General features: G+C 67.9%; 22 protein-coding genes. 4 read left to right on the forward strand and 18 right to left on the reverse strand.

Translation table 11 applies throughout. The annotated features are described in order from the left end of the window. Nucleotides 1-7 precede the first annotated feature (7 nt). The 10 genes from JI739_RS18395 to JI739_RS18440 all read right to left on the reverse strand — a co-directional run bounded on the left by JI739_RS18395 (nucleotide 8) and on the right by JI739_RS18440 (nucleotide 10838). Nucleotides 8-1201: an MFS transporter gene (locus tag JI739_RS18395; RefSeq protein WP_201685387.1), complete on the reverse strand. Its 1194-nt coding sequence runs from the start codon at nucleotides 1199-1201 to the stop codon at nucleotides 8-10. Beyond that, nucleotides 1198-2328: a deoxyguanosinetriphosphate triphosphohydrolase gene (locus JI739_RS18400; protein WP_201685388.1), complete on the reverse strand. Its 1131-nt coding sequence runs from the start codon at nucleotides 2326-2328 to the stop codon at nucleotides 1198-1200. Before JI739_RS18400 ends, JI739_RS18395 begins: the two co-directional genes overlap by 4 nt. A gap of 20 nt (nucleotides 2329-2348) precedes the next feature. Continuing rightward, the gene (gene aroB, locus JI739_RS18405) at nucleotides 2349-3443 is read right to left on the reverse strand and encodes a 3-dehydroquinate synthase (RefSeq protein ID WP_201685389.1); all 1095 of its coding nucleotides are present in this window, start codon (nucleotides 3441-3443) and stop codon (nucleotides 2349-2351) included. Nucleotides 3444-3495: 52 nt separating this feature from the next. Further along, nucleotides 3496-4023: a shikimate kinase gene (locus JI739_RS18410; RefSeq protein WP_201685390.1), complete on the reverse strand. Its 528-nt coding sequence runs from the start codon at nucleotides 4021-4023 to the stop codon at nucleotides 3496-3498. A gap of 19 nt (nucleotides 4024-4042) precedes the next feature. After that, nucleotides 4043-5689 carry an Ig-like domain-containing protein gene (locus JI739_RS18415; RefSeq protein WP_201685391.1) on the reverse strand — a complete coding sequence of 549 codons (1647 nt, stop codon included), beginning with the start codon at nucleotides 5687-5689 and terminating at the stop codon, nucleotides 4043-4045. Nucleotides 5690-5766: 77 nt separating this feature from the next. After that, nucleotides 5767-7944: a type IV pilus secretin PilQ gene (locus tag JI739_RS18420; RefSeq protein ID WP_201685392.1), complete on the reverse strand. Its 2178-nt coding sequence runs from the start codon at nucleotides 7942-7944 to the stop codon at nucleotides 5767-5769. Next, the gene (locus JI739_RS18425; RefSeq protein ID WP_201685451.1) at nucleotides 7941-8483 is read right to left on the reverse strand and encodes a pilus assembly protein PilP; all 543 of its coding nucleotides are present in this window, start codon (nucleotides 8481-8483) and stop codon (nucleotides 7941-7943) included. The genes JI739_RS18420 and JI739_RS18425 overlap by 4 nt, the downstream gene beginning before the upstream one ends. Beyond that, on the reverse strand, nucleotides 8483-9142 hold the full coding sequence (locus JI739_RS18430) for a type IV pilus inner membrane component PilO (protein WP_201685393.1): 660 nt from the start codon (nucleotides 9140-9142) through the stop codon (nucleotides 8483-8485). Before JI739_RS18430 ends, JI739_RS18425 begins: the two co-directional genes overlap by 1 nt. Nucleotides 9143-9147: 5 nt before the next feature. After that, nucleotides 9148-9762: a PilN domain-containing protein gene (locus JI739_RS18435; RefSeq protein ID WP_201685394.1), complete on the reverse strand. Its 615-nt coding sequence runs from the start codon at nucleotides 9760-9762 to the stop codon at nucleotides 9148-9150. After that, the gene (locus JI739_RS18440; RefSeq protein WP_201685395.1) at nucleotides 9759-10838 is read right to left on the reverse strand and encodes a pilus assembly protein PilM; all 1080 of its coding nucleotides are present in this window, start codon (nucleotides 10836-10838) and stop codon (nucleotides 9759-9761) included. Before JI739_RS18440 ends, JI739_RS18435 begins: the two co-directional genes overlap by 4 nt. A 263-nt stretch (nucleotides 10839-11101) precedes the next feature. Between JI739_RS18440 and JI739_RS18445 the strand changes: the two genes are divergently transcribed. Next, nucleotides 11102-13567 (forward strand): penicillin-binding protein 1A, encoded by a 2466-nt coding sequence (locus JI739_RS18445; protein ID WP_201685396.1) that lies wholly within the window; start codon nucleotides 11102-11104, stop codon nucleotides 13565-13567. On the opposite strand, the gene cyaY is transcribed toward JI739_RS18445, so the two are convergent. Next, complete coding sequence (gene cyaY, locus JI739_RS18450) at nucleotides 13564-13893, reverse strand: iron donor protein CyaY (protein WP_201685397.1); 330 nt, start codon at nucleotides 13891-13893, stop codon at nucleotides 13564-13566. The two genes, JI739_RS18445 and cyaY, sit on opposite strands and share 4 nt — an antisense overlap. A gap of 90 nt (nucleotides 13894-13983) precedes the next feature. Here cyaY and JI739_RS24560 point away from each other — a divergent pair, with 90 nt between their 5' ends. Beyond that, nucleotides 13984-14139 (forward strand): lipoprotein, encoded by a 156-nt coding sequence (locus JI739_RS24560; RefSeq protein ID WP_236589866.1) that lies wholly within the window; start codon nucleotides 13984-13986, stop codon nucleotides 14137-14139. Continuing rightward, nucleotides 14136-15410: a diaminopimelate decarboxylase gene (gene lysA, locus JI739_RS18455; protein WP_201685398.1), complete on the forward strand. Its 1275-nt coding sequence runs from the start codon at nucleotides 14136-14138 to the stop codon at nucleotides 15408-15410. The genes JI739_RS24560 and lysA overlap by 4 nt, the downstream gene beginning before the upstream one ends. Here lysA and msrQ read toward each other — a convergent pair. From msrQ to JI739_RS18480, 5 genes are all read right to left on the reverse strand, one after another. Beyond that, nucleotides 15397-16041 (reverse strand): protein-methionine-sulfoxide reductase heme-binding subunit MsrQ, encoded by a 645-nt coding sequence (gene msrQ, locus JI739_RS18460; RefSeq protein WP_201685399.1) that lies wholly within the window; start codon nucleotides 16039-16041, stop codon nucleotides 15397-15399. The genes lysA and msrQ overlap by 14 nt on opposite strands. Next, on the reverse strand, nucleotides 16041-17036 hold the full coding sequence (gene msrP, locus JI739_RS18465; protein WP_201685400.1) for a protein-methionine-sulfoxide reductase catalytic subunit MsrP: 996 nt from the start codon (nucleotides 17034-17036) through the stop codon (nucleotides 16041-16043). The genes msrQ and msrP overlap by 1 nt, the downstream gene beginning before the upstream one ends. 75 nt (nucleotides 17037-17111) lie before the next feature. Continuing rightward, on the reverse strand, nucleotides 17112-18434 hold the full coding sequence (gene ccsB, locus JI739_RS18470) for a c-type cytochrome biogenesis protein CcsB (RefSeq protein ID WP_201685401.1): 1323 nt from the start codon (nucleotides 18432-18434) through the stop codon (nucleotides 17112-17114). Next, on the reverse strand, nucleotides 18431-20572 hold the full coding sequence (locus JI739_RS18475) for a cytochrome c biogenesis protein ResB (RefSeq protein ID WP_201685402.1): 2142 nt from the start codon (nucleotides 20570-20572) through the stop codon (nucleotides 18431-18433). Before JI739_RS18475 ends, ccsB begins: the two co-directional genes overlap by 4 nt. A 134-nt stretch (nucleotides 20573-20706) precedes the next feature. Beyond that, nucleotides 20707-21384 (reverse strand): c-type cytochrome, encoded by a 678-nt coding sequence (locus tag JI739_RS18480; protein ID WP_201685403.1) that lies wholly within the window; start codon nucleotides 21382-21384, stop codon nucleotides 20707-20709. A gap of 176 nt (nucleotides 21385-21560) precedes the next feature. Between JI739_RS18480 and yihA the strand changes: the two genes are divergently transcribed. After that, entirely contained in the window at nucleotides 21561-22178 is a 618-nt protein-coding gene (gene yihA, locus JI739_RS18485) for a ribosome biogenesis GTP-binding protein YihA/YsxC (RefSeq protein WP_236589867.1), read from the forward strand. Here yihA and JI739_RS18490 read toward each other — a convergent pair. Both JI739_RS18490 and JI739_RS18495 read right to left on the reverse strand, forming a co-directional pair. Continuing rightward, nucleotides 22172-23074: an LpxL/LpxP family acyltransferase gene (locus tag JI739_RS18490; protein ID WP_201685404.1), complete on the reverse strand. Its 903-nt coding sequence runs from the start codon at nucleotides 23072-23074 to the stop codon at nucleotides 22172-22174. The genes yihA and JI739_RS18490 overlap by 7 nt on opposite strands. Continuing rightward, the gene (locus tag JI739_RS18495) at nucleotides 23071-23907 is read right to left on the reverse strand and encodes a lysophospholipid acyltransferase family protein (RefSeq protein WP_201685405.1); all 837 of its coding nucleotides are present in this window, start codon (nucleotides 23905-23907) and stop codon (nucleotides 23071-23073) included. Before JI739_RS18495 ends, JI739_RS18490 begins: the two co-directional genes overlap by 4 nt. Between the last annotated feature and the right edge of the window lie 142 nt (nucleotides 23908-24049).

A 24049-nucleotide genomic window follows, 5' to 3' on the forward strand; every position in this document is an offset into this window, starting at 1 on the left:
GCCGAAATTATGCCGGTGCCCGGCCGGCGGCACGGCCGTGCCGGGCCAGTGGCCCCGCCAGCAGCAGGCCGACGATGGCGGCGCTGGCGGTCACCAGGCCGCTCCACTCCCAGCCGCCGACCCGGCTGGCCACCCAGGCCACCAGCGGCGGCCCCGACACTTGTCCGAACGCCGACCACTGCTGCATCCAGCCCACCGTCGTCGACACCGTGCCGGGGCCGGGCGCGACGCGCACGGCCAGCGAGTAGAGCGTGCCGGGGATCAGCCCGCCGACGGCGGAGAAAGCGAGCACGGCCAGGTACGGCAACCAGTTGCCCAGGGGCGCGAAGGCGATCAACCCGCCCAGCGCCATCGTGATGAAGCCGGTGCGCAGCAAGACCTCGGGAGGCACGCCGCGCTGCAAGGCGCGGCCGGCCGCCACGTTGCCGACGCCGTTGACCACCGCCGCCAGGGCGGTGGCCACACCGGCAACGGCCGGGGACACGCCGGCCTGCGCGTAGAAGCTGGGCAGGAAGCCGATGATCGCCAGCCACTGCCCCGAGTACGCGGCGAAGGTCAACGCCACCAGCCAGACGCCCCGGGAAGCGAGCGTGTCGGACAGGCGGCCGCCCCAGCCCCCTGCCCGCGCGGCGGCGACCGTCGGCGGATCCGCCGGCACCCACCACAGCAGCGCCAGGGCGACGGCCGCCGAGATCGCCGAGCCCAGCCACCACCAGCTGGGCCAGCCCCACTGCGACACCCAGGCAGGTCCGGCCAGCAGCGCGGCGCCGGTGCCCAAGGGCATGAAGGTGCCCCAGAACCCCAGGCGTGGCGCCAACCGCTCGGGTGGGACCAGCCGGCGCACCAGGCCCGGCCCCGGCATCACGGCCAGCAGGAAGCCCAGGCCTTCGACCGCACGGAGCACCAGCAGCGTCCAGGGGCCGTCGGCCAGGCCGGCCAGGAGGCTGGCCACCGTCAGCAGGCCAAGCCCGGTCAACATGGTGCGGCGCAGCCCCAGGCTGTCGGCCGCCAGGCCGACGAACAGTCCCAGGCCCATGCCGGCCAGTTGCACCAGCGAGATCAGGAAGCCGCCCTGCACCAGGCCAATACCCAGACCCTCGCGCAGCGCCGGCAGCGCCGGCGGCAGCTTGCCCACGTGGACCGCGGCGGCGATGCCGCCGGCGATCACCAGCAGCGACGGGTCGATGCCGTTTCGCTTCATGCCGGCAGCAGGCGCCGACCGGTCAGCCGCTCGTGTTCGCGGGCGGCGAAGCGATCGGTCATGCCGGCGATGTAGTCGGCGATCGCGCGCGGCGTGGGGGCGCGCTCGGCATGCGCCGGCGGCATTTCCGCTGGCTCGGCGGCGTAGGCGGCGAACAACTCACGCACCACCTCCTTGGCCAAGCCGGTGGTCTCGCCCACCTGCGGATGGCGGTACAGGTTGTGCAGGAGGAACTGCTTGAGCTGGCTGGACTGCTCGCGCATCGCATCGCTGAAGCACACGAGCTGGGGAGCTTGCCGCACGTCCTCGACGCGCGAGACGCCGGTGCGCAGCAAGGCCTGGCGGGTGGCGTCGATCACGTCGTGCACCTGCGCGCTCAGCATCAGGCGTATGGATTCGTACAACAAGCGGCGGCCGCCAAGCCCCGGGTGGGCCTGCTCGGCCTCGCGACGGTAGCGATCGAACAGCGGCACCTGCCCCAGCTGCTCCATCGTGATCAGGCCCGAGCGGACGCCATCGTCGATGTCGTGCGCGTTGTAGGCGATCTCGTCGGCCAGGTTGCACAGCTGCGCCTCCAGGCTGGGCTGGGTGCGGTCGAGGAAACGCCGCCCCACCCCGCCCGGCTCCGCCGCCTCCAGCCGCTCGGCATTGGCGCGGGAGCAGTGCTTGAGGATGCCTTCGCGGGTTTCGAAGCACAGATTGAGGCCGTCGTAGCGGGGGTACCGCTCCTCCAGATGGTCGACCACCCGCAGGCTCTGCAGGTTGTGCTCGAAGCCGCCGTGCGCGGCCATGCACTCGTGCAGCGCGTCCTGGCCGGCGTGGCCGAACGGCGTGTGGCCCAGGTCGTGGGCCAGGGCAATCGCTTCGACCAGGTCTTCGGCCAGGCCCAGCGGACGGGCGATCGACCGGGCCAGCTGCGCCACCTCGATCGAATGCGTCAGTCGCGTGCGAAACAGGTCGCCCTCGTGATTGAGGAACACCTGAGTCTTGTAGACCAGCCGCCGGAACGCCGTGGAGTGGACGATGCGGTCGCGGTCACGCTGGAATTCCGTGCGATGCGGCGTCGGCGCCTCGGGATGGCGCCGACCGCGGCTGTGCGCGGGGTCGCTGGCATAGGGCGCGAGCATGTGGCGGGCCGCCGAAGCCGTCAGGCGCAGCAGGATTCGATCACCCGACCCACCATCTCGTCGGGCGCGGGCCGCACCTCGGCTTCGCCCGGTCGGCGAATCACCACGAAGCGGATCTCGCCGGCCTGGGATTTCTTGTCCATGCGCATCAGCTCGAGGTAGCGCTCGACACCGAGGCGCGGTCCGGTGGTGGGCAGGCCGGCGCGCGCGATCAGGCCGGTACAGCGATCCACCAGCGCGGCATCGACCAAGCCGAGCTCACGCGACAGGTGCAGCGCCATCACCATGCCGCAGCCCACCGCCTCTCCGTGCAGCCACTCGCCATAACCCATTCCCGCCTCGATGGCGTGGCCGAAGGTGTGGCCGAAGTTGAGGATGGCGCGCAGGCCGGACTCACGCTCGTCCTGGCCCACCACGGCCGCCTTGATCTCGCAGCTGCGGCGTACCGCGTGCGCCAGCGCCCGCGGATCACGCGCCAGCAGGGCCGGCAAGCTCGCCTCGATCCAGTCGAGGAAGGCCATGTCATAGATCGGGCCGTACTTGATCACCTCGGCCAGCCCGGCGCTCAGCTCCCGATCAGGCAGGGTGCGCAGCGTGTCGAGGTCGCACAGCACCAGGCGCGGCTGGTAGAAGGCCCCGATCATGTTCTTGCCCAGCGGGTGGTTGATGGCGGTCTTGCCGCCGACCGAGGAGTCGACCTGGGCCAGCAAGGTGGTGGGCACCTGCACGAAAGGCACGCCGCGCATGTAGCAGGCGGCGGCGAAGCCGGTGATGTCGCCCACTACCCCGCCCCCCAGCGCATACAGCACGGTGCCGCGGTCGCTGCCGCGTTCGAGCAGGGCGTCGAAGATCGACTGCAGGGTCTCCCAGTTCTTGTGCTCCTCGCCGTCTGGCAGGGCCAGGGTGGACACGCGGTCGTACCGGTCTTGCAGCGCCACGCGCAGCCCCTCGGCATACAGGGGTCCGACGGTGGTGTTGGTGACGATCAGGGCCGAATGGCCCTTGGACAGGGGCCAGGCGCCGGATTGGCCGAGCAGGCCTTGGCCGATGAGGATGGGATAGCTGCGCTCGCCGAGGTCGATGTCGACCTGCTGCGGCCTGGAGGAAACGGACATGCGGGCGAGTGTACGCACTGCGCCGGGGGCGCGGCCCGTGAGCCACTCGCGCTCAGGGCTCGGGGGCGCCGCCTTCGAGTTCGATCTGCGCCGCCAACTTGTTCACCACCTGGTGCAAGTGGGAGCGCCCGGCATCGACCGTGAAGTGGGCGGTCTCCCTGTAGAGCGGACCTCGCTCGGCTTCCAGCGCCTTCAGGCGCTCGAGCGGGTCGGCCACCTGCAACAGCGGCCGCTTCTGGTCATGCCGCAGCCGCCGGAACAAATCGTTTGCCGAGGCCCGCAGGTAGACCACGCGACACGCCTCGCGCAGTCGCTGCCGGTTCTCGGGGCGCAGCACGATGCCACCACCCGTAGACAGCAGGCAGGGCGGGCCCTCGGTGAGACGGTGCAGCACCCGCGACTCGACGTCCCTGAATGCAACTTCACCTTCGGCTTCGAAGAAGTCGCGGATCGAGCAGCCCAGTTCCTGCTCGATGGCTTCGTCGGTGTCGACGAAGGGCAGCCCCAATCGGCGCGCCAACTGGCGGCCGATGGTGGTCTTGCCGGAGCCGGGCAGGCCGATGAGGGCGATGTGCGTCATGCCATCAGCCCCTCCTGTCTCAGGGACAAGTCGTGGCCGTACCGTAGGGAGATACCAGGAACGTGCCGTTCTTCTCGTCGCCCTCGACGAAGTTGGTGACGTAGGTCTTGGAGGCGGTGCCTTCTGAGCCCGCGACGTTGGTGGTCACCTTCAGCGTGTAGCGCAGCCACACAGCGAAGTTCTGCGCGTACTGGACTTGCAGAACCATACGACCATCGGTGCCGGTCGTATTCGCGCCGACGAACGACAGGATGAGGTCGGCCTTGCGAGGATCGAGCTCGCCGTTGCCGTTACGGTCTTCGCCGATATCGAGGGTTCCGTTGCGGTTCAGGTCCTCGTTGGCACACCAGGTCGGCGCAGCCGTCGGCGGAGTGACGCTCTTGTCGACGGTGCCCATGCCGTATTGCACCAGATCGACGCTGGCGGACACGATTGCACCGGACACCGCCAAGCCAGCTGAGTCCGCCACGGCAATGTCGAACTTCTTGATGTACGTGAGTTCCTGGTTGCCCTTCTCCAGCTTGTTGTTCTCACCGATCGTGATCGACAGCGGCTGGCTGGCCACTGTGAGCGTCTGCCGCACGAACTGAGGACACAGGCCGTCGGCGATGTCGGCGTCGGTCCTGCCATAGCACGCACGGATCTTCACACCATCGGTCGGGCTAGAACGGGTACCGGCGATGTAGTCGGCAATCGCTTCTCCGTTGCCGTCCGTGTAGACGGTAGCCATCCCAGTACTGATCTGCTCTCCGCCGCCAAGGCCCGGGGCCTCGATTTCGAAGCGAACGCGCACGTTCTGGATGGCCCCGTTCGATGAGTTCAGGAATTTCGCCCGCAGCGCTGCCCGGTTGGTCGTGCTGCCGGTCGCGTTGGGCGCGATGGTGTTAGGCACGATGGATAGGTTGGCGGCCTGGATCACGTCGGTGACCGACGGGATTCCCGAGGCGCCTGCGGTCATCACCTGCACCGAACGCGAGCTCTTGGCACCGAGGGCGGTGGCATCGATGCTGTATGTTCCCGGCGTGGCTGGCGCAGCGCCCAGCGTCGCGCTCGCGTTGCCTCGGAAGTCGGTGGTCACGGTGCTGTTGAAGCCCAGCGTTCCGGCGAGCTGCACCGGCACGTTGCTGACTCCATTGCCGTTGGCATCGGTCACCTTCAGGTCGATGCGAACCTGGGTCCCCGGCGCAGGCGTCGCGGGCACCGGAGTCATGGCCAACTGGCTGCCGGCGACAGCGACCATCGCCTTCGCCGACTGCGCTCCGACCTTGATCGTGGCCGTGATGCTGCGGTTGGACTTGTCGGCCCCGATGGAGATGTTGCCCGTGGTCTGGCCCTTCGCATCCGTCGTCGTGGTCGACGGCGTGTACACGCCGGTATCGACCGCAACCGTCACCGGCGCACCGGTCACGGGGTTGTTGTTGGCGTCCAGGGCGGTGACGGTGAGCAGTGCGGCGTCATCACCTGCCGTCGTGAGCGACGGCTTGGACAGCTGGTAGATGAAGCTGGCGATCTTCGCGTCGGTCGTGCTCCCGCCACTTGTGCCGCCACTCGTGCCGCCACTCGTGCCGCCGCTGTTCGTGGTCGTTCCAGCACTGCCGCCGCCGCCGCCGCACGCAGCGAGCGCGACGCACAGCAACAGCGTGGCCGCGCGCTTGGATACTCTCATCATCCCTCCGCCTTTCTGGATCCTGTGGCCAGCCCCTGGGGTCACCCACCCCAGGCCGACTGGCAGATGTGTCTCGATTACCGCGCCGCGGTCCGGTCCGTGATCATCTTCGGCGTGATGAACACCAGCATTTCCTGCTTGTTCGCCGTGCGTTGGCGGTTCTTGAACAGGTTGCCCACGCCGGGCAGTTCACCCAGCACCGGCACCCGCGCCTCGTTCTCGGTTTCCGTGAGTTCGAAGATGCCGCCGATCACCACCGTGCCGCCGTTCTCCACCAGCACCTGGGTGCGGATGTGCTTGGTGTTGATGGCGATGCCGGCCGCCGTGGTCTCGCCGCGGCTGTCCTTGTTGATGTCGAGGTCCAGGATGATGTTGCCCTCGGGCGTGATCTGCGGCGTCACTTCCAGCTTGAGCGTGGCGCGGCGGAAGGCGACGGCCGTTGCGCCGCTGGCGGTGGCCTGCTGGTAGGGGAACTCGGTGCCCTGCTCGATCAGCGCCTTGGTCTGGTCGGCGGTGACGATGCGGGGGCTGGACACCAGCTTGCCCTTGCCGTCGGCTTCGAGCGCCGACAGTTCCAGGTTCAGGAACCGGTTGGCCGCGGAGCTGAAGAGGGAAATCGCGAAGCTCGGCGCATTGAAGCCGGCCAGGCCCACCGCCGGCAGGTTGACGAAGTTGGTGTTGACGGTGTCCAGCGTGATGTTGCCTTCGCCGGTGGTGCCCGACACCGCGTTGTAGGTGCCGCCGAAAGCGACGCGATTGCCGCCGCCCAGCGAGTAGCCGGCGTCGCCACCACGGATGGCGCGCAGGTCGCTGCCACCCAGCCGAATGCCCAGCGACTTGCCGAAGGTGTCGGCCGCTTCGACGATGCGTGCCTCGATCAGCACCTGGCGCACCGGGATGTCGAGCTTGGCGATGAGGCTCTGCACCTGCTCCAGCCGCGAGGGAATGTCGGTGACGAACAGCTGGTTGGTCCGGGGCTCGGCCATCACGCTGCCGCGCGTGCTGAGCATGCGGTTGGCCACGGGACCGGCGGTGAGCTGGGCGGCGACGGTGGCCGCGCGGGTGTAGTTCAGCTGGAACGCCTGGGTGCGGACCGGCTCCAGGCCCTGGATGGCGGCATTCGCCTCGAGTTCGAGCTTTTCCTTGGCGGCGATTTCTTCCTTGGGCGCAATCCACAGCACGTTGCCAACCTTGCGCACGCCCAGGCCCTTGGCCTGCAGGATGATGTCCAGTGCCTGGTCCCAGGGCACGTCCTTCAGCCGCAGCGTGACCGAGCCGGTCACGGCGTCGGAGGTGACGACGTTGAAGTTGGTGAAGTCGGCGATGACCTGGAGCAGCGCGCGGACGTCGATGTTCTGGAAGTTGAGCGACAGCTTCTCGCCCGTGTAGCCGGGGCCTTGCGACAGCCGGTTGGGATCGACCTTGCGCTGGCGAACTTCGACCACGAACTGGTTGTCGCTCTGGTAGGCACTGTGCTCCCACTGGCCGCTGGGCTGGATCACCATGCGAACGCGGTCACCGCTCTGGGTGGTGGTGACGGTCTGCACCGGCGTGCCGAAGTCGGTGACGTCGAGCCGACGGCGCAGCCCCTCCGGCAGCGACGAGCGCAGGAACTCCACGACCAGTGTTTGGCCTTGCTGCTTGATATCCACCCCGACCTGGTTGTTGAGAAGTTCGACCACCACGCGGCCGGCACTGTCGGTGCCGCGGCGGAAATCGATGTCCTTGATCGGCTGGGTATCGCGGTTGCGGCTTTCCGCGAACGGCGCCGTGGTGCTGGCGACGTTGGTGTCGGGCACCGGGTCGAGGGCGACCAGCAGGGCACGGCCCTGCACTTGCGCCTTGTAGGCGGTGGCGGCCTTGAGGTTCAAAACCAGCCGGGTGCGGTCACCGGCCTGCACCACGCTCACCGAGCGCAAGTTGCCCTGGTTGATGTCGACGGTGTTACGACCCAGGGCGTTGCGAGCCCCCGGCACATCGAGCGCGATGCGCGCGGGGTTCTGGATGGTGAACCCGGAGGGCACGCCCGTGAGCGGCTGGGAGAAGTCGATCCGGACGACCTCGGCCCCCCCCTGGATGGAGCTGCTGATGTTCTCGACGGCCAGCGGCGCCGCCGACGCCGTAGCGGCCTGCGGCGCCACGGGTGCTTGAGGCGCGCCCTGCGCGTGAGCAGCCGGGGAACCGACGGCCCCCAGCAAGACCCCGGCCAAGGCCAGGAACGGCAGCCAGGCTGCCCCGATCGGCTTGTTCTTCATTGTTTTGACCTCTCTTGGAGCTGCAGCGTGGCGCTGCGCTCGACCCAGTCCCCGGATGGGTCCTGCACGATTTCCCGCAGCACGACCTCGGATTCGTCCACCTTCATCACGCGCCCATAGTTCTGGCCGAGGTACTGGCCCGGCCGGACCTGGTACAGCAGGTCGTTGACCTTGATCAGCGCAACGGGTTTGCCCTGCTTGTGCAGGCTGCCGACCATGACCATGGTGTCCAGCGGAAAGCTCTCCAGCGGCTCCTTGCGGCGCGCCAGCTCGGGGGCGACCAGCTTGGTGTTGGCCACCTCGGGGCCGGCGTCGCGGCGCAGTGCCTGGGTCAGCTTGTCCCGGCTGAAGGGGTCGGCGGCCGCGCTCTCGGAGTACGCCTCCGGGGTGTAGGTCTTGGGCTCGGGAATGCTCTCGACCTTGGGACGGATCTGCGCGCGCTGGTCCGCCATCCAGCGCTGGAGTTCGTCGTCATCCGAGGCGCCGCATCCGGCCAGCGCCACACCCGCGGCCAGCGCGATCAGGAAGTGGCGAGTCATCATTTCTTGGCTCCGACTTTGCGCTGCGCCTTCACTTCGTCGGAATCGAGGTAGCGGAAGGTCTTGGCCGTGGCTTCCATCGTCAGCATGCCTTCGCGCGGGGCCAGGGACAGGTTGTTGAGCGTGACGATGCGCGAGAGATTGGCGATGTCGGCGGCGAAGGCGCCCACGTCGTGGTAGCGCCCCACCACGCGCACGGCGATCGGCAGTTCGGCGTAGTACTCGCGCACCACCACCTGACCGGGGCGGAACAGCTCGAAATTCAGGCTGCGGCCCAGGCCGGCCTGGTTGATGTCGGACAGCAGGGCGTCCATCTCGGCCTTGCCGGGAAGCTGCTTCTCCAGTTGCGTCACATACTGCAGGACCTGCTCACGCTGCTTGCGCAGCAACTCGAGGTTGACCGCCTGGGCAAGCTTCTTGGTGTAGTCCGCCTTGAGCGCCACCTCGCGGGCCTTCTCGGCTTCGAGCTCTTCGTCGGAAGCCTTGATCACCAGCATCCAGAGCACGAGCACGATGGCGGCGATCAGGCCCAGGCACAGGGCCAGGCGCGGGATCGGCGGCCAGGAGGCCGGATCATCGGTTCGCAGGCCCTTGAACTGGCTAGCCAGTTCGTTCAAGCCGGCCTGCAGCTTCTGTTTCTTTTCCGGGGGCTTGGACATGGCGATCAGGTCTTTGCGGCAGGCGCCGCGGCCGGGGTGGGGGGCACCTGCTGGGCCTCGCTGGCACGGAGGATTCGGACGCGCATGGTGAAGTTGGCGACCCTTCGCTGTTCGCGGCCACCGAGCGATGTCGAACCGGCGACGATCTCGATCAGGTCGGGCCGCGTGAGCCACGGGCTGTTGTTGCCCAGGTTGCGCAGCAGTTCGGAGACGCGCTCGTTCGACTGGGCCACCCCGGCCAGCGTGATCAGCTGACCTTCCTGCTTGACGCTGCTGATGTAGACGCCATCGGGCAGTTGGCGAACCAGCTCGTTGAGCAGATGGACCGGCATGTTGCGGTCGGCCTGCAGGTCTTCCACGGCCTGCTGGCGTGCCCGCAGGGCCACGATCTCCTGCTGCAGGGTGGCGATGTCCTTGATCTGCGCCTCGAGGCGCTTGACTTCGGTCTGCAGGGCGGTATTGCGTTCTTGCTGGGAGGTGATCTGTCCGGCGTACCAGGCGTAGATGGCACCGGCAACGGCGCAACCGGCCAAGGCGGAAGCACCCAGCGTGGCGTAGAAAACCTCTCGGCGCCGCTTGCGGGCCGCCTCGCGGTGAGGCAGCAGGTTGATGAGGATCACTGCGCGAACCTCCGCAGCGCAAGGCCGCAAGACGTGAGGTAAGAGGGGGCCTCGCGCCGCATCTTCTTTTCACGCACGGTGTCGGCCACCTGCATGCCGTCGAACGGGTCGGCCAGGCTGCAGGAGAACGAGGTGTGCGCGGTGATGGCGTCGACCAGTCCGGGCAAGGCCGCCGAGCCGCCGGCGACCAAAATGTGGTCGACCCGGTTGTGCGGCGTGCTGGTGAAGAAAAACTGCAGGGCGCGGCCGATCTCCTGGGCCAGGCTGTCGACGAACGGCTTGAGCACGCTGGCGGCGTAGTCTTCGGGCAGGTCGCCGCTGCGCTTCTTGGCTTCGGCCTCTTCCGGCGTGAAGCCGTACTGGCGCACGATGAGCTGCGTGAGTTGGGCGCCGCCGAAAGCCTGGTCGCGGTCGTAGAGCACGTCGCTGTTGCGGATCACCTGCATGCTGGTGGTGAACGCACCCACCTCGAACAAGGCCACCATGGTGTCGAGCCCGCCCTGGGGAAGGCCCTCGATCAGACGGCCGGCGGCCATGCGGGAGGCATACGACTCGACGTCGAGCACCACCGGCTTGAGGCCGGCTGCTTCGGCGAGGCCTTGCCGATCCTGGACCTTTTCCTTGCGCGACGCGGCGATCAGCACCTCCACGTCGCCGGCCGAACTGGGGCTCGGGCCGATCACGCAGAAGTCGAGGCTGACCTCGTCCAGCGAGAACGGGATGTACTGGTTGGCCTCGGCCTCGACCTGCACCTCCAGCTCCTGCTCGGACAAGCCACCGGGGAGGATGATCTTCTTCGTGATGACGGCCGAGGCCGGCAAGGCCATCGCGACGTTACGCGTGCGAGTGCCGCTTTTCTTGACGACGCGGCGCATGGCTTCGGCGACTTCATCGAACTTCTCGATGTTGCCGTCGCTGATGCAACCGCGCTCGAGCAACTCGATGGCGCAGCGCTCGATGACATAGCGGCCGTCCGGTCCGCGTCCGAGTTCCACGAGCTTCACACTGGACGAACTGATATCCAAGCCCAGCAAGGGTGCGGGCTGGCGGCTAAACAAGGAGCCCAGCGAGATCAATGGAGGCCTCCAGAAACGACTGTAAGTGAGTCGTAACAAACTTAAGATTTCACTTCAAATACTAGCAGCAACGTCCTGCTGGGCAAAGGACTTTCCCTGGGAAGCGAAGCTCTACGTTGTCAAAAGCTGACGAGCTGTGCCGCGATACTGCGAACTCTCACACCTCACCGGCGTCGAACGCGAGCGGCTGCTGCTCAGCCGGCACTCTAACTCGGCGGTGGCAGTCCGGATAATCCGGAGGTCCCGTCGGTCCTCGAATATTTATGGCTGCTGCACCCTCTCCCACCCCCAAGAAGGCCCGTCCCCACGGGTGGGGACACCTGCTCACGCGGGGCCTTCTCTGGCTTCTGGGCGCATCGTTGGCTGCAAGCGTCAGTCTCGTGATCGTGGTCGCGGTGGCGTTGTCGGTGGCGTACCCCAACCTGCCCGACATCTCCGACCTGGCCGACTACCGCCCCAAGCTTCCCATGCGGGTCTACACCGCCGACGGCATGCTGATCGGGGAATTCGGCGAAGAGCGGCGCAACCTCACGCCCATCGACCAGGTGCCCAAGGTGATGAAGGATGCCGTCCTCGCCATCGAGGACGCCCGTTTCTACGAGCACCGCGGCGTGGACTATCGCGGCCTGGTGCGGGCGGCGATCGCCAACCTCGGACGGGCCAAGAGCCAGGGGGCGTCGACGATCACCATGCAAGTGGCGCGCAACGTGTATCTCTCGTCCGAGAAGACCTTCACCCGCAAGCTTTATGAGGTGCTGCTGACGTTCAAGCTCGAACACCAGTTGTCCAAGGACCGGATCCTGGAGATCTACATGAACCAGATCTTCCTGGGTAATCGGGCCTACGGCTTCGCGGCGGCTTCCGAGACCTATTTCGGCAAGCCGATGCAGGACCTGACCATCGCCGAGGCGGCCATGCTGGCGGGACTGCCGAAGGCTCCCTCGGCATACAACCCGCTGGTCAATCCCAAGCGCGCCCGCTCCCGCCAGCTCTACATCATCGAGCGCATGGAGGAGAACGGCTTCATCAGCACCGCGCAGGCCGAAGCGGCCAAGCGCCAGGAACTGCAGTTCCGCTCGACGGCCGACCCGCTGCGGGTTCACGCGGAATACGTGGCCGAGACCGTGCGCCAGCTGGTCCACGCGCAGTACGGCGCCGAAACCTACACGCGCGGCCTGAACGTGTACTCCACCATCCGCGCCGACCAGCAGGAAGCGGCGTACCGCGCCTTGCGCAAGGGCATCATGGATTACGAGCGGCGCCAGTTCTACCGCGGCCCCGAGCAGTTCGTGGACCTGCCGGACGACCGTGCCGCGCTGGAGGATGCGATCGACGACGTGCTGGCCGAACACCCCGACAACGGCGACCTGATGTCGGCCGTGGTCCTGGAAGCGAGCCCCCGCCGCGTGGTGGCCGTGCGCCAGAACGCCGATCCCATCGAGATCACCGGGGAGGGGCTGCGACCGGCGCAATCCGGCTTGTCCGACAAGGCTCCGCCCAAGATCAAGATCCGCCGTGGCGCCGTGATCCGCGTGGTCAAGACGGCCAAGAACTGGGAGATCACGCAGCTGCCGGAGGTCGAGGGCGCGTTCGTCGCGCTCGATCCGCGCGACGGCGCCATCCAGGCGATGGTGGGGGGCTTCGACTTCAACAAGAACAAGTTCAACCATGTCACCCAGGCCTGGCGCCAGCCTGGCTCCGCGTTCAAGCCCTTCATTTATTCGGCGGCCCTGGAGAAGGGCTTCACGCCGACCACGGTCATCGATGACGGGCCCTTGTTCTTCGGCTCCGACGTGACCGGCGGGCAGCCTTGGGAGCCCAAGAACTACGACGGCCGCTTCGAGGGCCCGATGCCCTTGCACACCGCTCTGGCCAAGTCGAAGAACATGGTCTCGATCCGGGTCCTGCAGGCCATCGGCACGCAGGAGGCGCAGCAATGGGTCGGCCGCTTCGGCTTCGACACCGAGCGGCACCCGGCCTACCTCACCATGGCGCTGGGCGCCGGCGCGGTCACGCCGATGCAGATGGCCGCGGGCTATGCCGTGTTCGCCAACGGCGGCTACCGCGTCAATCCGTGGCTGATCCGAAAGATCACCGATCACCGGGGCAAGACCTTGGTCGAGACGCAGCCGCCGCTGCCCAACGAGGCGCTGCGTGCGATCGACGCGCGCAATGCCTTCGTCATGAACCGGCTGCTGCAGGAGATCACCCGGTCGGGCACCGCAGCGCGAGCGCAGTCCACCCTGAAGCGCCCCGACGTCTACGGCAAGACCGGCACCACCAACGATTCGATCGATGCCTGGTTCGCCGGCTTCCACCCGAGCCTGGTGGCGGTCACCTGGATCGGCTACGACACCCCGCGTTCACTGGGTGACCGCGAAACCGGCGGCGGGCTGACGCTGCCGGTCTGGATCAACTTCATGGAGCCAGCCCTTCGGGGCGTGCCGGTTGTCGAGCCGGCACCGCCGGATGGCGTGGTGAACGTGGGCGGCGAGTGGACCTACAGCGAATACGCACTGGGTGGCGGCGTGCGCAGCCTCGGCGTGCCGACCACGCCGCTGGCGCCGCTGGGCGAGGGTGCGCCGGTGCTGTTCCGCGATGGCGCGAAGCAGCCGCCGGCGAACAATCCCACCTGGGACCGCAGCCTGATGAATTCGGACGGCCAGCCACCCGATCGTCACCTGCCTCCCAACGTGGAGCGCAAGAGCATCCTGGACTTGTTCCGCTAAGGGGTGAAGCTGAGCGCTTGTCCAGCCTGTTCGCTCGCCAGCCGGGACAGGCTGGCGAAGAACTCGCCCTGCCCCTTGGTGTCCATCCAGCGCGAACCGTCGTAGCGGTAGTGGAAGCCGCCCGCGCGCGCGGCCATCCAGACCTCCTGCAGGGGCTTCTGCAGGTTCACCACGATCTGGCTCCCGTTGCGAAAGGTGATCGTCACCATGCCGCCCACGCGTTGGCTGTCGAGGTCGGCATCGGACTCGTCGCTGATGCGGTCGCAGGTCGTCTCGACGCTGCGCAGCAAGGCCTCGGCCCGGTCCATGTATTCGAGGTCGGTCATTACAATTCGTCGATGTTCGCGTTGTCGAAATCGATTCTAGTCAGCCCCCCCGCGAGCGGAATATTGGCCCTGGCCATGGCAGCCCTGCTCATGGGGTGCGGCCAGAAGGGTCCACTGGTCCTGCCCACGGGCGAAGCGGCCGTCGGCCGGGCCACGTTGCCCGAGACCCTGCTGCCCACGCGCCAGCCCGGCACCACACCATCGGCTCCCGCGGCGAAACCCACTCCCCAACCGGTCCTGCGATGAAGCCCCTGCCCGGACATCCGCATGTCGCCCGCCGCGGCGACGCCTTGTTCATCGAGGACGTGCCGCTTTCCGAATTGGCGCGCCAGTACGGCACGCCGCTGTACGTGTACTCCAAGGCCGCCATGCTCTCATCGCTGGCCGCCTACCAGCGCGGATTCGCCGGGCGTCGGGCCACCATCTGCTATGCGATGAAGGCGAACTCCAGCCTCGCCGTGCTCCAGCTGTTCGCTCGGGCCGGCTGCGGTTTCGACATCGTCTCGGGCGGCGAACTCGAGCGCGTGCTGCAGGCGGGCGCCGAGCCGCGCAAGGTGATCTTTTCCGGCGTCGGCAAGACCCGCGTGGAGATGCGTCGCGCACTCGACGTGGGCATCGGCTGTTTCAACGTCGAGAGCGAGGCCGAGCTGGACGTGCTGAGCGATGTCGCCACGCAAGCGGCCCGGGTGGCGCCGGTCAGCATCCGCGTCAATCCCAATGTCGACGCGCGCACGCACCCCTACATCTCCACCGGGCTGAAGGACAACAAGTTCGGCGTGGCCCACGAGCGGACGCTGCAGGCCTACCGACGCGCGGCCGCCCTGCCCGGCCTGCGCGTCATCGGCATCGATTGCCACATCGGCTCGCAGATCACCGAAGGCTCGCCCTACCTGGACGCGCTCGACCGCGTGCTCGAGTTGGTGGAAGCCATCGAAGCCGAAGGCATCCGCCTGCAGCACATCGACTTCGGTGGTGGCCTCGGCATCGACTACAACGGCGAGACGCCGCCGGCCGCCGATGCGCTTTGGGCCGAACTGCTCCAGCGGCTCGACGCCCGGGGCTTCGGTGACCGGCACCTGATGGTCGAGCCCGGCCGCTCGCTGGTGGGTAACGCCGGCGTGTGCCTGGCCGAGGTGCTGTACCTCAAGCCGGGTGAACACAAGAACTTCTGCATCGTCGATGCGGCGATGAACGACTTGCCGCGGCCGGCCATGTACGAGGCCTACCACCGGATCGAGCCCTTGGAGCGCCGCGCCGGCCCGGCCACCCGCTATGACGTGGTCGGACCCGTCTGCGAAAGCGGTGACTGGATCGGCCGAGACCGTGACCTCGCCGTGAAGGCCGGTGACCACGTCGCGGTGCTGTCCGCCGGCGCCTACTGCATGAGCATGGCCAGCAACTACAACAGCCGGGGCCGCGCGGCGGAGATCCTGGTGGACGGCAGCCACACCCACCTGATCCGGCAGCGCGAAGGCATTGCCGACCAGCTGCGGCTCGAGCGCCTCATCGACTCATGACACCGCGACGGGCGGTTCGCGGCGCCGCGAACCGGCGCCAGACGCGCCAGCCGAGCAGGCACGCGAGGATGGCGCCATAGACGGCCACATCGGCGAAGTCGTTCTTGCCGGCGCGCATCCAGAAGAAGTGCAGGATGACCAGCCCCGCCACCGCATAGACGAGCCGATGCAGCTGCTGCCACCTTCGCGCACCCATCATTCGGATCGCCCGGTTGAACGAGGTCGCGGCCAGCGGCGTGAGCAGCACGAACGCGGTGAAGCCCACCAGGATGAAGGGCCGCTTGGGAATGTCACGCACGATCTCGCCCCAGTCGAACCCCATGTCGAAAGCCGCGTACCCCAGCAGGTGCAGCAGGGCGTAAAAGTAGGTGAACAGGCCCAGCATCCGCCGCAGCAGCGCCAGTCGCGGCAGGTTGAACATCACGCGCGCCGGCGTCACGGCCAGGGTCAGGCACAGGAAGCGAAGCGCCCACTCCCCCAAGGAACGGATCAGGGCCTCCGCCGGATTGGGCCCCAGTTCGTTGGCCACGGCTGCCCAGAACAGGTACGCGAACGGTCCCAGCGACAGCAGGAAGACGGCGGGCTTCAAAGCCCGGTCGAACAGGCGCCCGCGCGCCGGGGCAGCCGCCATCAGAAGAACTTGCGCAGGTCCATGCCGGCGTAGAGCTGCCCGACCTGGGCCTCGTAGCCATTGAACATGAGCGTCTTGCGCCGCTTGGTGAACAGCCCGTCTTCGCCGATCCGGCGTTCGGTCGCCTGGCTCCAGCGCGGATGGTCGACGTTCGGGTTGACGTTGGAATAGAAGCCGTACTCGTTGGCCGCTGCCTTGTTCCAGGCGATGCGCGGCTCCTGCTCGGTGAAGCGGATGCGCACCAGCGACTTGCCGCTCTTGAAGCCGTACTTCCAGGGCACCACCAGCCGCAGCGGTGCGCCGTTCTGCTTGGGCAAGACCTCGCCGTACATGCCGAAGGCGAGCAGCGTGAGCGGATGCCGCGCCTCGTCCAGGCGCAGTCCTTCGACGTATGGCCAATCGAGCACGCGCGAGCGCACACCCGGCATGGTCTTGGGGTCGGCCAGGGTCACGAACTCCACGTACTTCGCGCTTCCCAGCGGCTCCACCCGGTCGATCAGGTGCGACAACGAGTAGCCGACCCAGGGAATCACCATCGACCAGCCTTCGACGCAGCGCAGGCGGTAGATCCGCTCTTCCTGGGCCGACAGCTTGAGCAGGTCCTCGAGCCCGAACTTGCCGGGCTTGCGCACCAGTCCATCGACCTCCACCGTCCAGGGCTGCGTCACCAGCGTGTGCGCGTACCGCGCCGGGTCGTCCTTGTCGGTGCCGAACTCGTAGAAGTTGTTGTAGGTGGTGGCGTCCTGATAGGGCGTGACCTTTTCCATGGTGACTGCGCCTTCCACCGTGGAGCGCGCGCCCGGCAGCGGAGCCAGCTTTCCTGGCCGCTGCATCTGCGCCCGGGCATCACGGCCGGCCCACGTGGCCAGGGCCGCACCGGCCGCACCGCCCGCCATCCACCGGATCAAGTCTCGGCGGTTCTGATAGACGGTGCACGGGGTGATCTCGCTAGGCACCGGATGCACGAAGCCGTCGCGGTCTGTCTTGATCTGCATGGCCATCCTTCTTCGGTCAAGTGATCGTGATCCATTCTCGCGCCCGGTGCCAAGACCCTGATGCGGGCCGGCCCGTCAGAGGTTGCCGTAGCTGTGCAAGCCGGACAGGAACATGTTCACGCCCAGGAACGCAAAGGTCGTGATGGCGAGCCCCACCAGCGCCCACCACGCCGACACGGCACCCCGCAAGCCCTTCATCAGCCGCATGTGCAGCCAGGCCGCGTAGTTGAGCCAGACGATCAGCGCCCAGGTTTCCTTCGGGTCCCAGCTCCAGTAGCCGCCCCAGGCCTCGGCCGCCCACAAGGCGCCCAGCACGGTGGCGATGGTGAAGAACGCGAAGCCGACGGCGATGGCCTTGTACATGACATCGTCCAGCACCTCGAAGGCGGGCAAGCGCTGCGCGATGCGACCGCGCAGCGCGACGATGCCACCGGCGATCAGGGCCGACAGCCCGAAATACACCGCCCAGTAGTCGCTCATGCCGCCGCTGGCAGACTGCCGGAACACCAGCGGCTCGAAGCACAGCACCACGCCCAGCGCCCACAGCGGCGCCAGCTTCCACCACCGCGTTTCGGCGGCGTGCATCTTGATGAGATAGGCGAAGGCCACCATGGCGGCGATGGCGAAGGTGCCGTAGCCGATGAAGTTGGCGGGTACGTGCAGCTTCATCCACCAGCTTTGCAGCGCAGGCACCAGCGGCTGGATCTCGTGGGCCTCGCGCACGACCGTGTACCAGAGCAGGAAGCCGACCGCGGCACTGACGATCAGCATCACGAAGGCGCCCAGCGCCCGGGTGCCGTACTGCTGCTCGAAGTACAGGTAGAAGGCCGCGGTCATCCAGCAGAACAACACGAACACTTCGTACAGGTTGCTCACCGGAATGTGGCCGACGTCCGGGCTGATCAGGTAGCTCTCGTACCAGCGCACCATGCTGCCGATCAGCGCCATGGTGACCGCCGCCCAGGCGACGCCGGAGCCGATGCGCTCCATCGCGGCCGCCTGCCCACGAGCGAACATGCCGAGCCAGTAGAACGTGGTGCTCATGAAGAAGAGCACGCTCATCCAGAGAATGGCCGACTGGCTGGACAGGAAGTACTTCAACCAGAACACGGTGTCGGCTCGTGCCAGGTCGGACTGGTAAGCGGCGATCGCCAGCAACGAGAACGCCGCCACCGCGACCATCAGCGCCCGCAGCGGCCGCCAGAACCATCCCAACCAGATCGCCGATGGGATCGAGCCGAGCAAGATGGCCTTCTCGTACACGTCCATGTAGCTGCCGTAGCGCTGCAAGGCGAACAGGCCGCCCGCCAGCACCAGGGCGGCGAACAGCCAGTCGAGCCAATTGCGCCGGGCCAGGAAGCCCTCGTTCAGGATCAGGGTGGTGGTCGCCGTGTTCATGCGGGTCCTTGCGTGTCGATCAGCTGGCTGCGCAGGTGGTTGAATTCTCGGTCGGCATCCATGGTTTTGCGGTTGGTGGACAGGGCCATGCTGGCGCGGCTGCCGCTGCCGCTGCCGGTCGCCTCGAGCCAGACCCAGAGCCGGCGCTCACGGACGTACAGCATGGCGAAGATGCCGACGATCAACAACAGGCACCCCAGGTAGACGATGTTGCGGCCAGGGGCACGGGCGACCTGGAACACGCTGGCCTGGACCTGGTTGAAGTCGACCATCCGGAAGGCCACGGGGGCCGGGTAGAGGTGCATGTCGCTCAGCGCCAGCACCGCCTGGTTCATGAAAGACTGGGTCGCCTCGCCCGGCTCCAGCGGCGCAAGGCCGCCCTGCTGCCGCGTCAGCTGCGCGAGCTCGAAGAGCGAGCCATTGAGGATGCGGATGACCACCTCGCCGGCTCGGGCGCGCTCGGTCTCGGGCACGCTGGCCTCCATGAAATCGGCGATCGCCTGCAGCCCGCCCACCGTCTTGCCATTGGGACCCGGCGCAGCGCCCGCGAAGAGCTCGAGCGCGCGCTGGGCCGAGGCGGCCAGCTGCTCGGTCAGCTCGGGCTTGCCGGGGTCGGTGGCCTGGGTCGCGAAGCGGCGCACCGCCTGTTCGCGCAGCGCCGGGTCGGCCAACGCCTGGCGCAAGCGCAGGAAGCCGTCGAGCTCGCCCTTGTCATCGGCCGGAATGCGCAGGTACCGGAACGCCTCGGCCGGCGTGTCGCGCACGCCCAGCAGGAACACCGGCCCGGTGCCTTGCCCCATGTCCACCGGCAGCATGTAGTTGTGGAACTCGCGGGCCTGCCCGGCCGCATCGCGCAGCTTGTAGGTCACGCTGGGCCCGACGTTGCGCAGCTCGCGGCGGCTCACCGTCTTGTTGGCCGCGCCCAGTCGCGATTCGATCGATTCGCGCAGGTCCACCTTGCGGACGTCGGCACCGCTGGCGCTTTCGCCGGCGAAGTTCTCGACGTTGATCACGCGCAGCCCGGTGTACTCCAGCGTCATGCGATCGGCGTCCGTGCCGTCGCCGCGGGTCAACTGGGAACTGCCACCGATGACGCCCTCGATCTCGAACGGCTTGGTGCTGCCGTTGAGCGGCACCGCCCGCAGCCGCACGGTCGAGCCGCCATCGTCGAAGCTCGATTGGTAGATCTCGATGCCGCGGTGCCGCGCCGGATGGTTCACCTCCACCCGCGCCGGGATCTTCTCGCCGCTCTGGCGGTCGTGGATCACGATCTCGCTGGCGAAGAGCTTGGGCATGCCGGTCGAGTAGTGCTCGACGATGAATTTCTTCAGCTCGATCGAAAACGGCAGCTCCTGCAGCAAGATGCCGTCGCTCTGGTTCAGGATGGCCGTGCCCGATTGCGTGCCCTCGGCCACCAGCAGGTTGCCCCGGAAGGTGGGGTTGGTGGCGGGAAGCCGGTGCACGGGCGCCACGTCGGCGATCATTCCGCCGCCTTGGTAGGGCGTCTTGCCGCCCCACCACATCTGGGCCCGCACGATCAGGTCGCCATCGAGCAGGCCGCCCAGGCAAACCAGCACGATGGCCCCGTGCGCGGCCAGGTAGCCCAGCTTGTTCGCCGCGCCCGCGCGCGCCGCCACCATCCAGCCCGTGCCGGCCGTTCCTTCACGGCGCTGCAGCTTGACCCGCCAGCCGGCCTTCGCCAGTGCCGAACCGATCCGCTGCGCGGCCACCTCCGGCGCATCGACCAGCTCGCCCTGGGCCCGGTGCGAGAACGCCTGCAGGCTCTGCGCCCGTATGTTCTCCTTGTAGGAGCGCAGGTCGGCGAAGATCTTGGGGGTGTTCCGGGCGATGCACAGCGAGGTGCTCACCACCAGGAAGGCCAGGATCAGCAGGAACCACCAGGCGCTGTAGACGGCGTTGAGCTTGAGCGCACCGAACACGCCGGCCCAGAACGGGCCGAACTGGTTGACATAGTTCACCGCGGGCTCGTGCTGCTTGAGCACCGTGCCGATCACCGAGGCGATGCAGATCACGGTGAGCAGCGAGATGGCGAAGCGCATCGACGACAGCAACTCCACCGCGGAGCGCAGCGCGTGCGAACCTCGGCGGACCTGGAGTCCCTGGGTCGATGCGGTCATGGAAAAAAGACGAGGGGCGGGGGAAAGAAAAAAGGCGGGGGCCGATGGAGCTCCCGCCTGCTTAGGTGTGAGGGTGCGGCGTTGGTTCCCGCAGAGGAAGCCGCCGCCGAGTCACACCCGGCTCACGACCGCGGTCAACGCAGGCCCGCCACGTAGTCGGCCACCGCGCGGATCTCGCGGTCGTTCATCTTGGCGGCGATCTGGGTCATCTGCGGGCTGTTCGGACGCTTGCCCTCCCGGAATGCGATCAGCTGGTCCGCGGTGTAGTCGGCGTGCTGGCCGGCCAGCCGCGGATACATGGACGGAATGCCGGCGCCATTGGGACTGTGGCAGCCCGCGCAGGCGGCGATGTTGCGGTCGGCGATGCCGCCGCGCCAGATGCGCTCACCGAGCGCGACCGCCTGCTTGTCGCGGGCAAAGCCCGGCTTCAGCTGCTGGCTCGCGAGCCAATAGGAGATGTTCTGCATGTCCTGTGGGGTCAGCTGGGCCGCGAAGCCTTGCATGATGGGGCTCGGGCGCTTGCCGCTCTTGAATTCCTGCAGCTGCTTGATGAGGTATTCAGGGTGCTGCTGGGCCAGCTTGGGATTGGCCGGGGCGCCGGAGTTGCCCGCCGGCCCGTGGCAGGACGCGCAAACCGCGGTGTAGCGCTGCTCACCCTGCGCAAGGTCCGGCTTGGCAGCCTGGGTGGGCGCCGCAGCCGCCGGCGCATCGGACGGGGCGGGGGCAGCCTGCGGAGCCTGGGGGGCCTGGGCCGTCGACAGCAGCGGCGCCGCAAGCACGGCCGCCAGCAGCAGGGAAGCGGGCAACTTCATAAGTTCGTATCGAGTTGGAGGGCGCAAAACCGGCAGATTCTACAATGCCGTCCCTGGCCCACCCGGCCGCTGGAACCTTCCCCATGACGCATCCGCCGGGTCCGCCCGCCTCTCCCGAACCGAGCACCACGCCCCCCACCTCCGACGGCATCACGCCGGCCCAGGCGTTGGGATGGATGCACACCGCGCGCTTCCTCACCACCGCACCCCGGCTGGAGTTCCTGCCCGCGCACGAGCACCCCGAAATCGCGTTCGTCGGCCGCTCCAACGCCGGCAAGTCCACCTGCATCAACACGCTCACGCAGCAAAAGCGGCTGGCGTTCGCCTCCAAGACGCCCGGGCGCACGCAAAGCATCAACCTGTTTTCGCTGGGCCGCCAGGGCATCACCGACGCCGTGCTGGCCGACCTTCCCGGCTACGGCTACGCGGCGGTGCCCAAGCAGGACAAGGTGCGCTGGCAGCAGGTCATGGCCAACTACCTGGTCACCCGCGAGAACCTGCGTGGCGTGGTGCTGCTGTGCGACCCGCGGCATGGTTTGACCGAACTCGACGAGATCCTGCTGGAAGTGATCCGCCCGCGCGTCGAGCAGGGCCTGAAGTTCCTGGTGCTCCTGACCAAGGCCGACAAGCTCAACCGGGTCGAGGCGCAGAAGGCGCTATCGATCATGCGGCTGCAGGCCGGTGGCGGCGAGGTGCGGCTGTTCTCGGCCCTCAAGAAGCAGGGAGTGGAGGAGACCGCGCACCTGCTGTGGCAGTGGGTGCATCCCGCCGCCGAAGCGGCCCCCGGTCAATAGAGCGGCGGCTCGCCCGGCGGGCGGGTCTTGAAGCGCTTGTGCACCCAGAAATACTGCTCGGGGCATTCACGCACGCGCTCCTCGATCCAGCGGTTCATGCGCGCCGTGTCGGCCACGGCATCGTCGCTGGGGAAGTCCTCCCACGGCGGCAGGAAGCGCACCCGGTAGCCCTCGCCGCCCGGCAGCATGGTGCACACCACCGGCTGCACCGTCATGCGCAGCGCGCGGGCCATGCGCGAAGGCGCCAGCAGCGTGGCGGCCGGCACGCCGAAGAAGGGGACGAAGGCCGCATCACGCGCCCCGAAATCCATGTCGGGCAGGTTGAAGAAGGCGGCGCCCTGGCGCACCGCCCGCATCAGCGGCTTGGCCGTCTCCGACCGCGCGAAGATCTCGGCCCGGCCGTGCCGAAGGCGGCCGCGACGCACGGCCGCATCGATCACCGGGTTGGTCTGCGACTGGTAGATCGAGGCACCCGGCCGCTTCACGAACAACTGGCAGGCCGCGCCCGCCACGTCCAGCCCGACGAAGTGTGGCGCCAGCCACATCACGGCGCCCTCGTGCCGATCGGCGAAGCCCACGTCGCCTTCCACGTGGATCAATTTGCGCAATCGGCTTTCGGGCGCCCACCACAGCAGGCCGCGCTCGAGCACGCTGCGGCTGAACCACTTGAACAGCTCACGGCCGAGGCGCTCGTGATCCGCCGGGGAAAGCTCCGGCAGGCACAGCTGCAGGTTGCGCAACGTGATGCGCCGGCGCGAGCCGGCAAGCTGCCAGAGCCATCCGCCGATCACCCGGCCGAACGCCGCCTGCCACGACAGCGGCAGCCAATGGAACAGCCACAGGAAGCCGAGCGTGACCCAACCTCCCAGGCGTGCGCGCCAGCGACGGCGATTCATGCGCCCTCCTGGCGGCGCGGCTTCTTGTATCGCGCATAGCTCCACAGGTACTGCTGCGGGCACTCGCGGATCACGCGCTCCATCTCGCGGTTCATCTGCTCCACGGCATCCTGCAGCGACTCGGGCCACGGCGCCTGCAACTCGCGGAAGTGCAGCACGTAGCCGCGGCCGGCCGGCAGGCGCTCGCCCCAGACCAGGCGCACCTCGCAGCCGGTCTGCTGTGCCAGGCGCGCGGCCAGTGTCATGGTGTAGGCGGGTTGTCCGAAGAACGGCGCCCACAGGCCCATGCCATCGGGCGGCACCTGGTCGGGCAACAGCCCCACGGCCTGGCCCTGCCGCAGCGCCTTGATCATCTGTCGCACGCCGGCCAGCGTGGTGGGCACCGGCGCCAGCCCGGGCCGCTGGCGCGAGGCCGCCACCACCGGCGCCAGCCAGGGTTTGCGCGCCGGCCGGAACAGCACCGTGAACGGACCATGGGCGGCCTGGTGCCGTGCGGCGATGGCCTGCGCCGTCACCTCGAAGCAGCCCAGGTGCGGCGTGAGCAGCAGCACGCCGCGGCCGGCCGCATAGGCTGCGTCGAGACTGGCGGCGTTCTCCATCTCGGCGCGCACCGGGGCACCGAGCCAGATGCGAGGCAACTCACCGACCATGCGGCCGATGTGCGCCACCGCCGGCCGCACCTCGCCGAAGGCGTAGCCCGCCTGCCGGGCGTGTTCGAGAAAGCGCCGCCGGTACGTGGGCGACGCCAGGAACACCACCCAGCCCAGCACCGCGCCGAGCGCGTGCAGGGCGCGCAGGGGCACACGGGACAGCAGCCGGAACAGCAGCAACATGGGGCAAGAAGAAGGAGCCAGCGACGAAAAAAACCGGCTATAGAATGTGGCGGTCGCTGAGTTATTGGACTACTTGCAGGGCGACGTTAAACAAGAGCTGCTAAAGCGTTCGCCGAAGCTCCCGCAAAGGCAACGCGCCTTT

Origin of the sequence: Ramlibacter aurantiacus, from assembly GCF_016722895.1 — a bacterium.
GTDB lineage: Bacteria > Pseudomonadota > Gammaproteobacteria > Burkholderiales > Burkholderiaceae_C > Ramlibacter > Ramlibacter aurantiacus.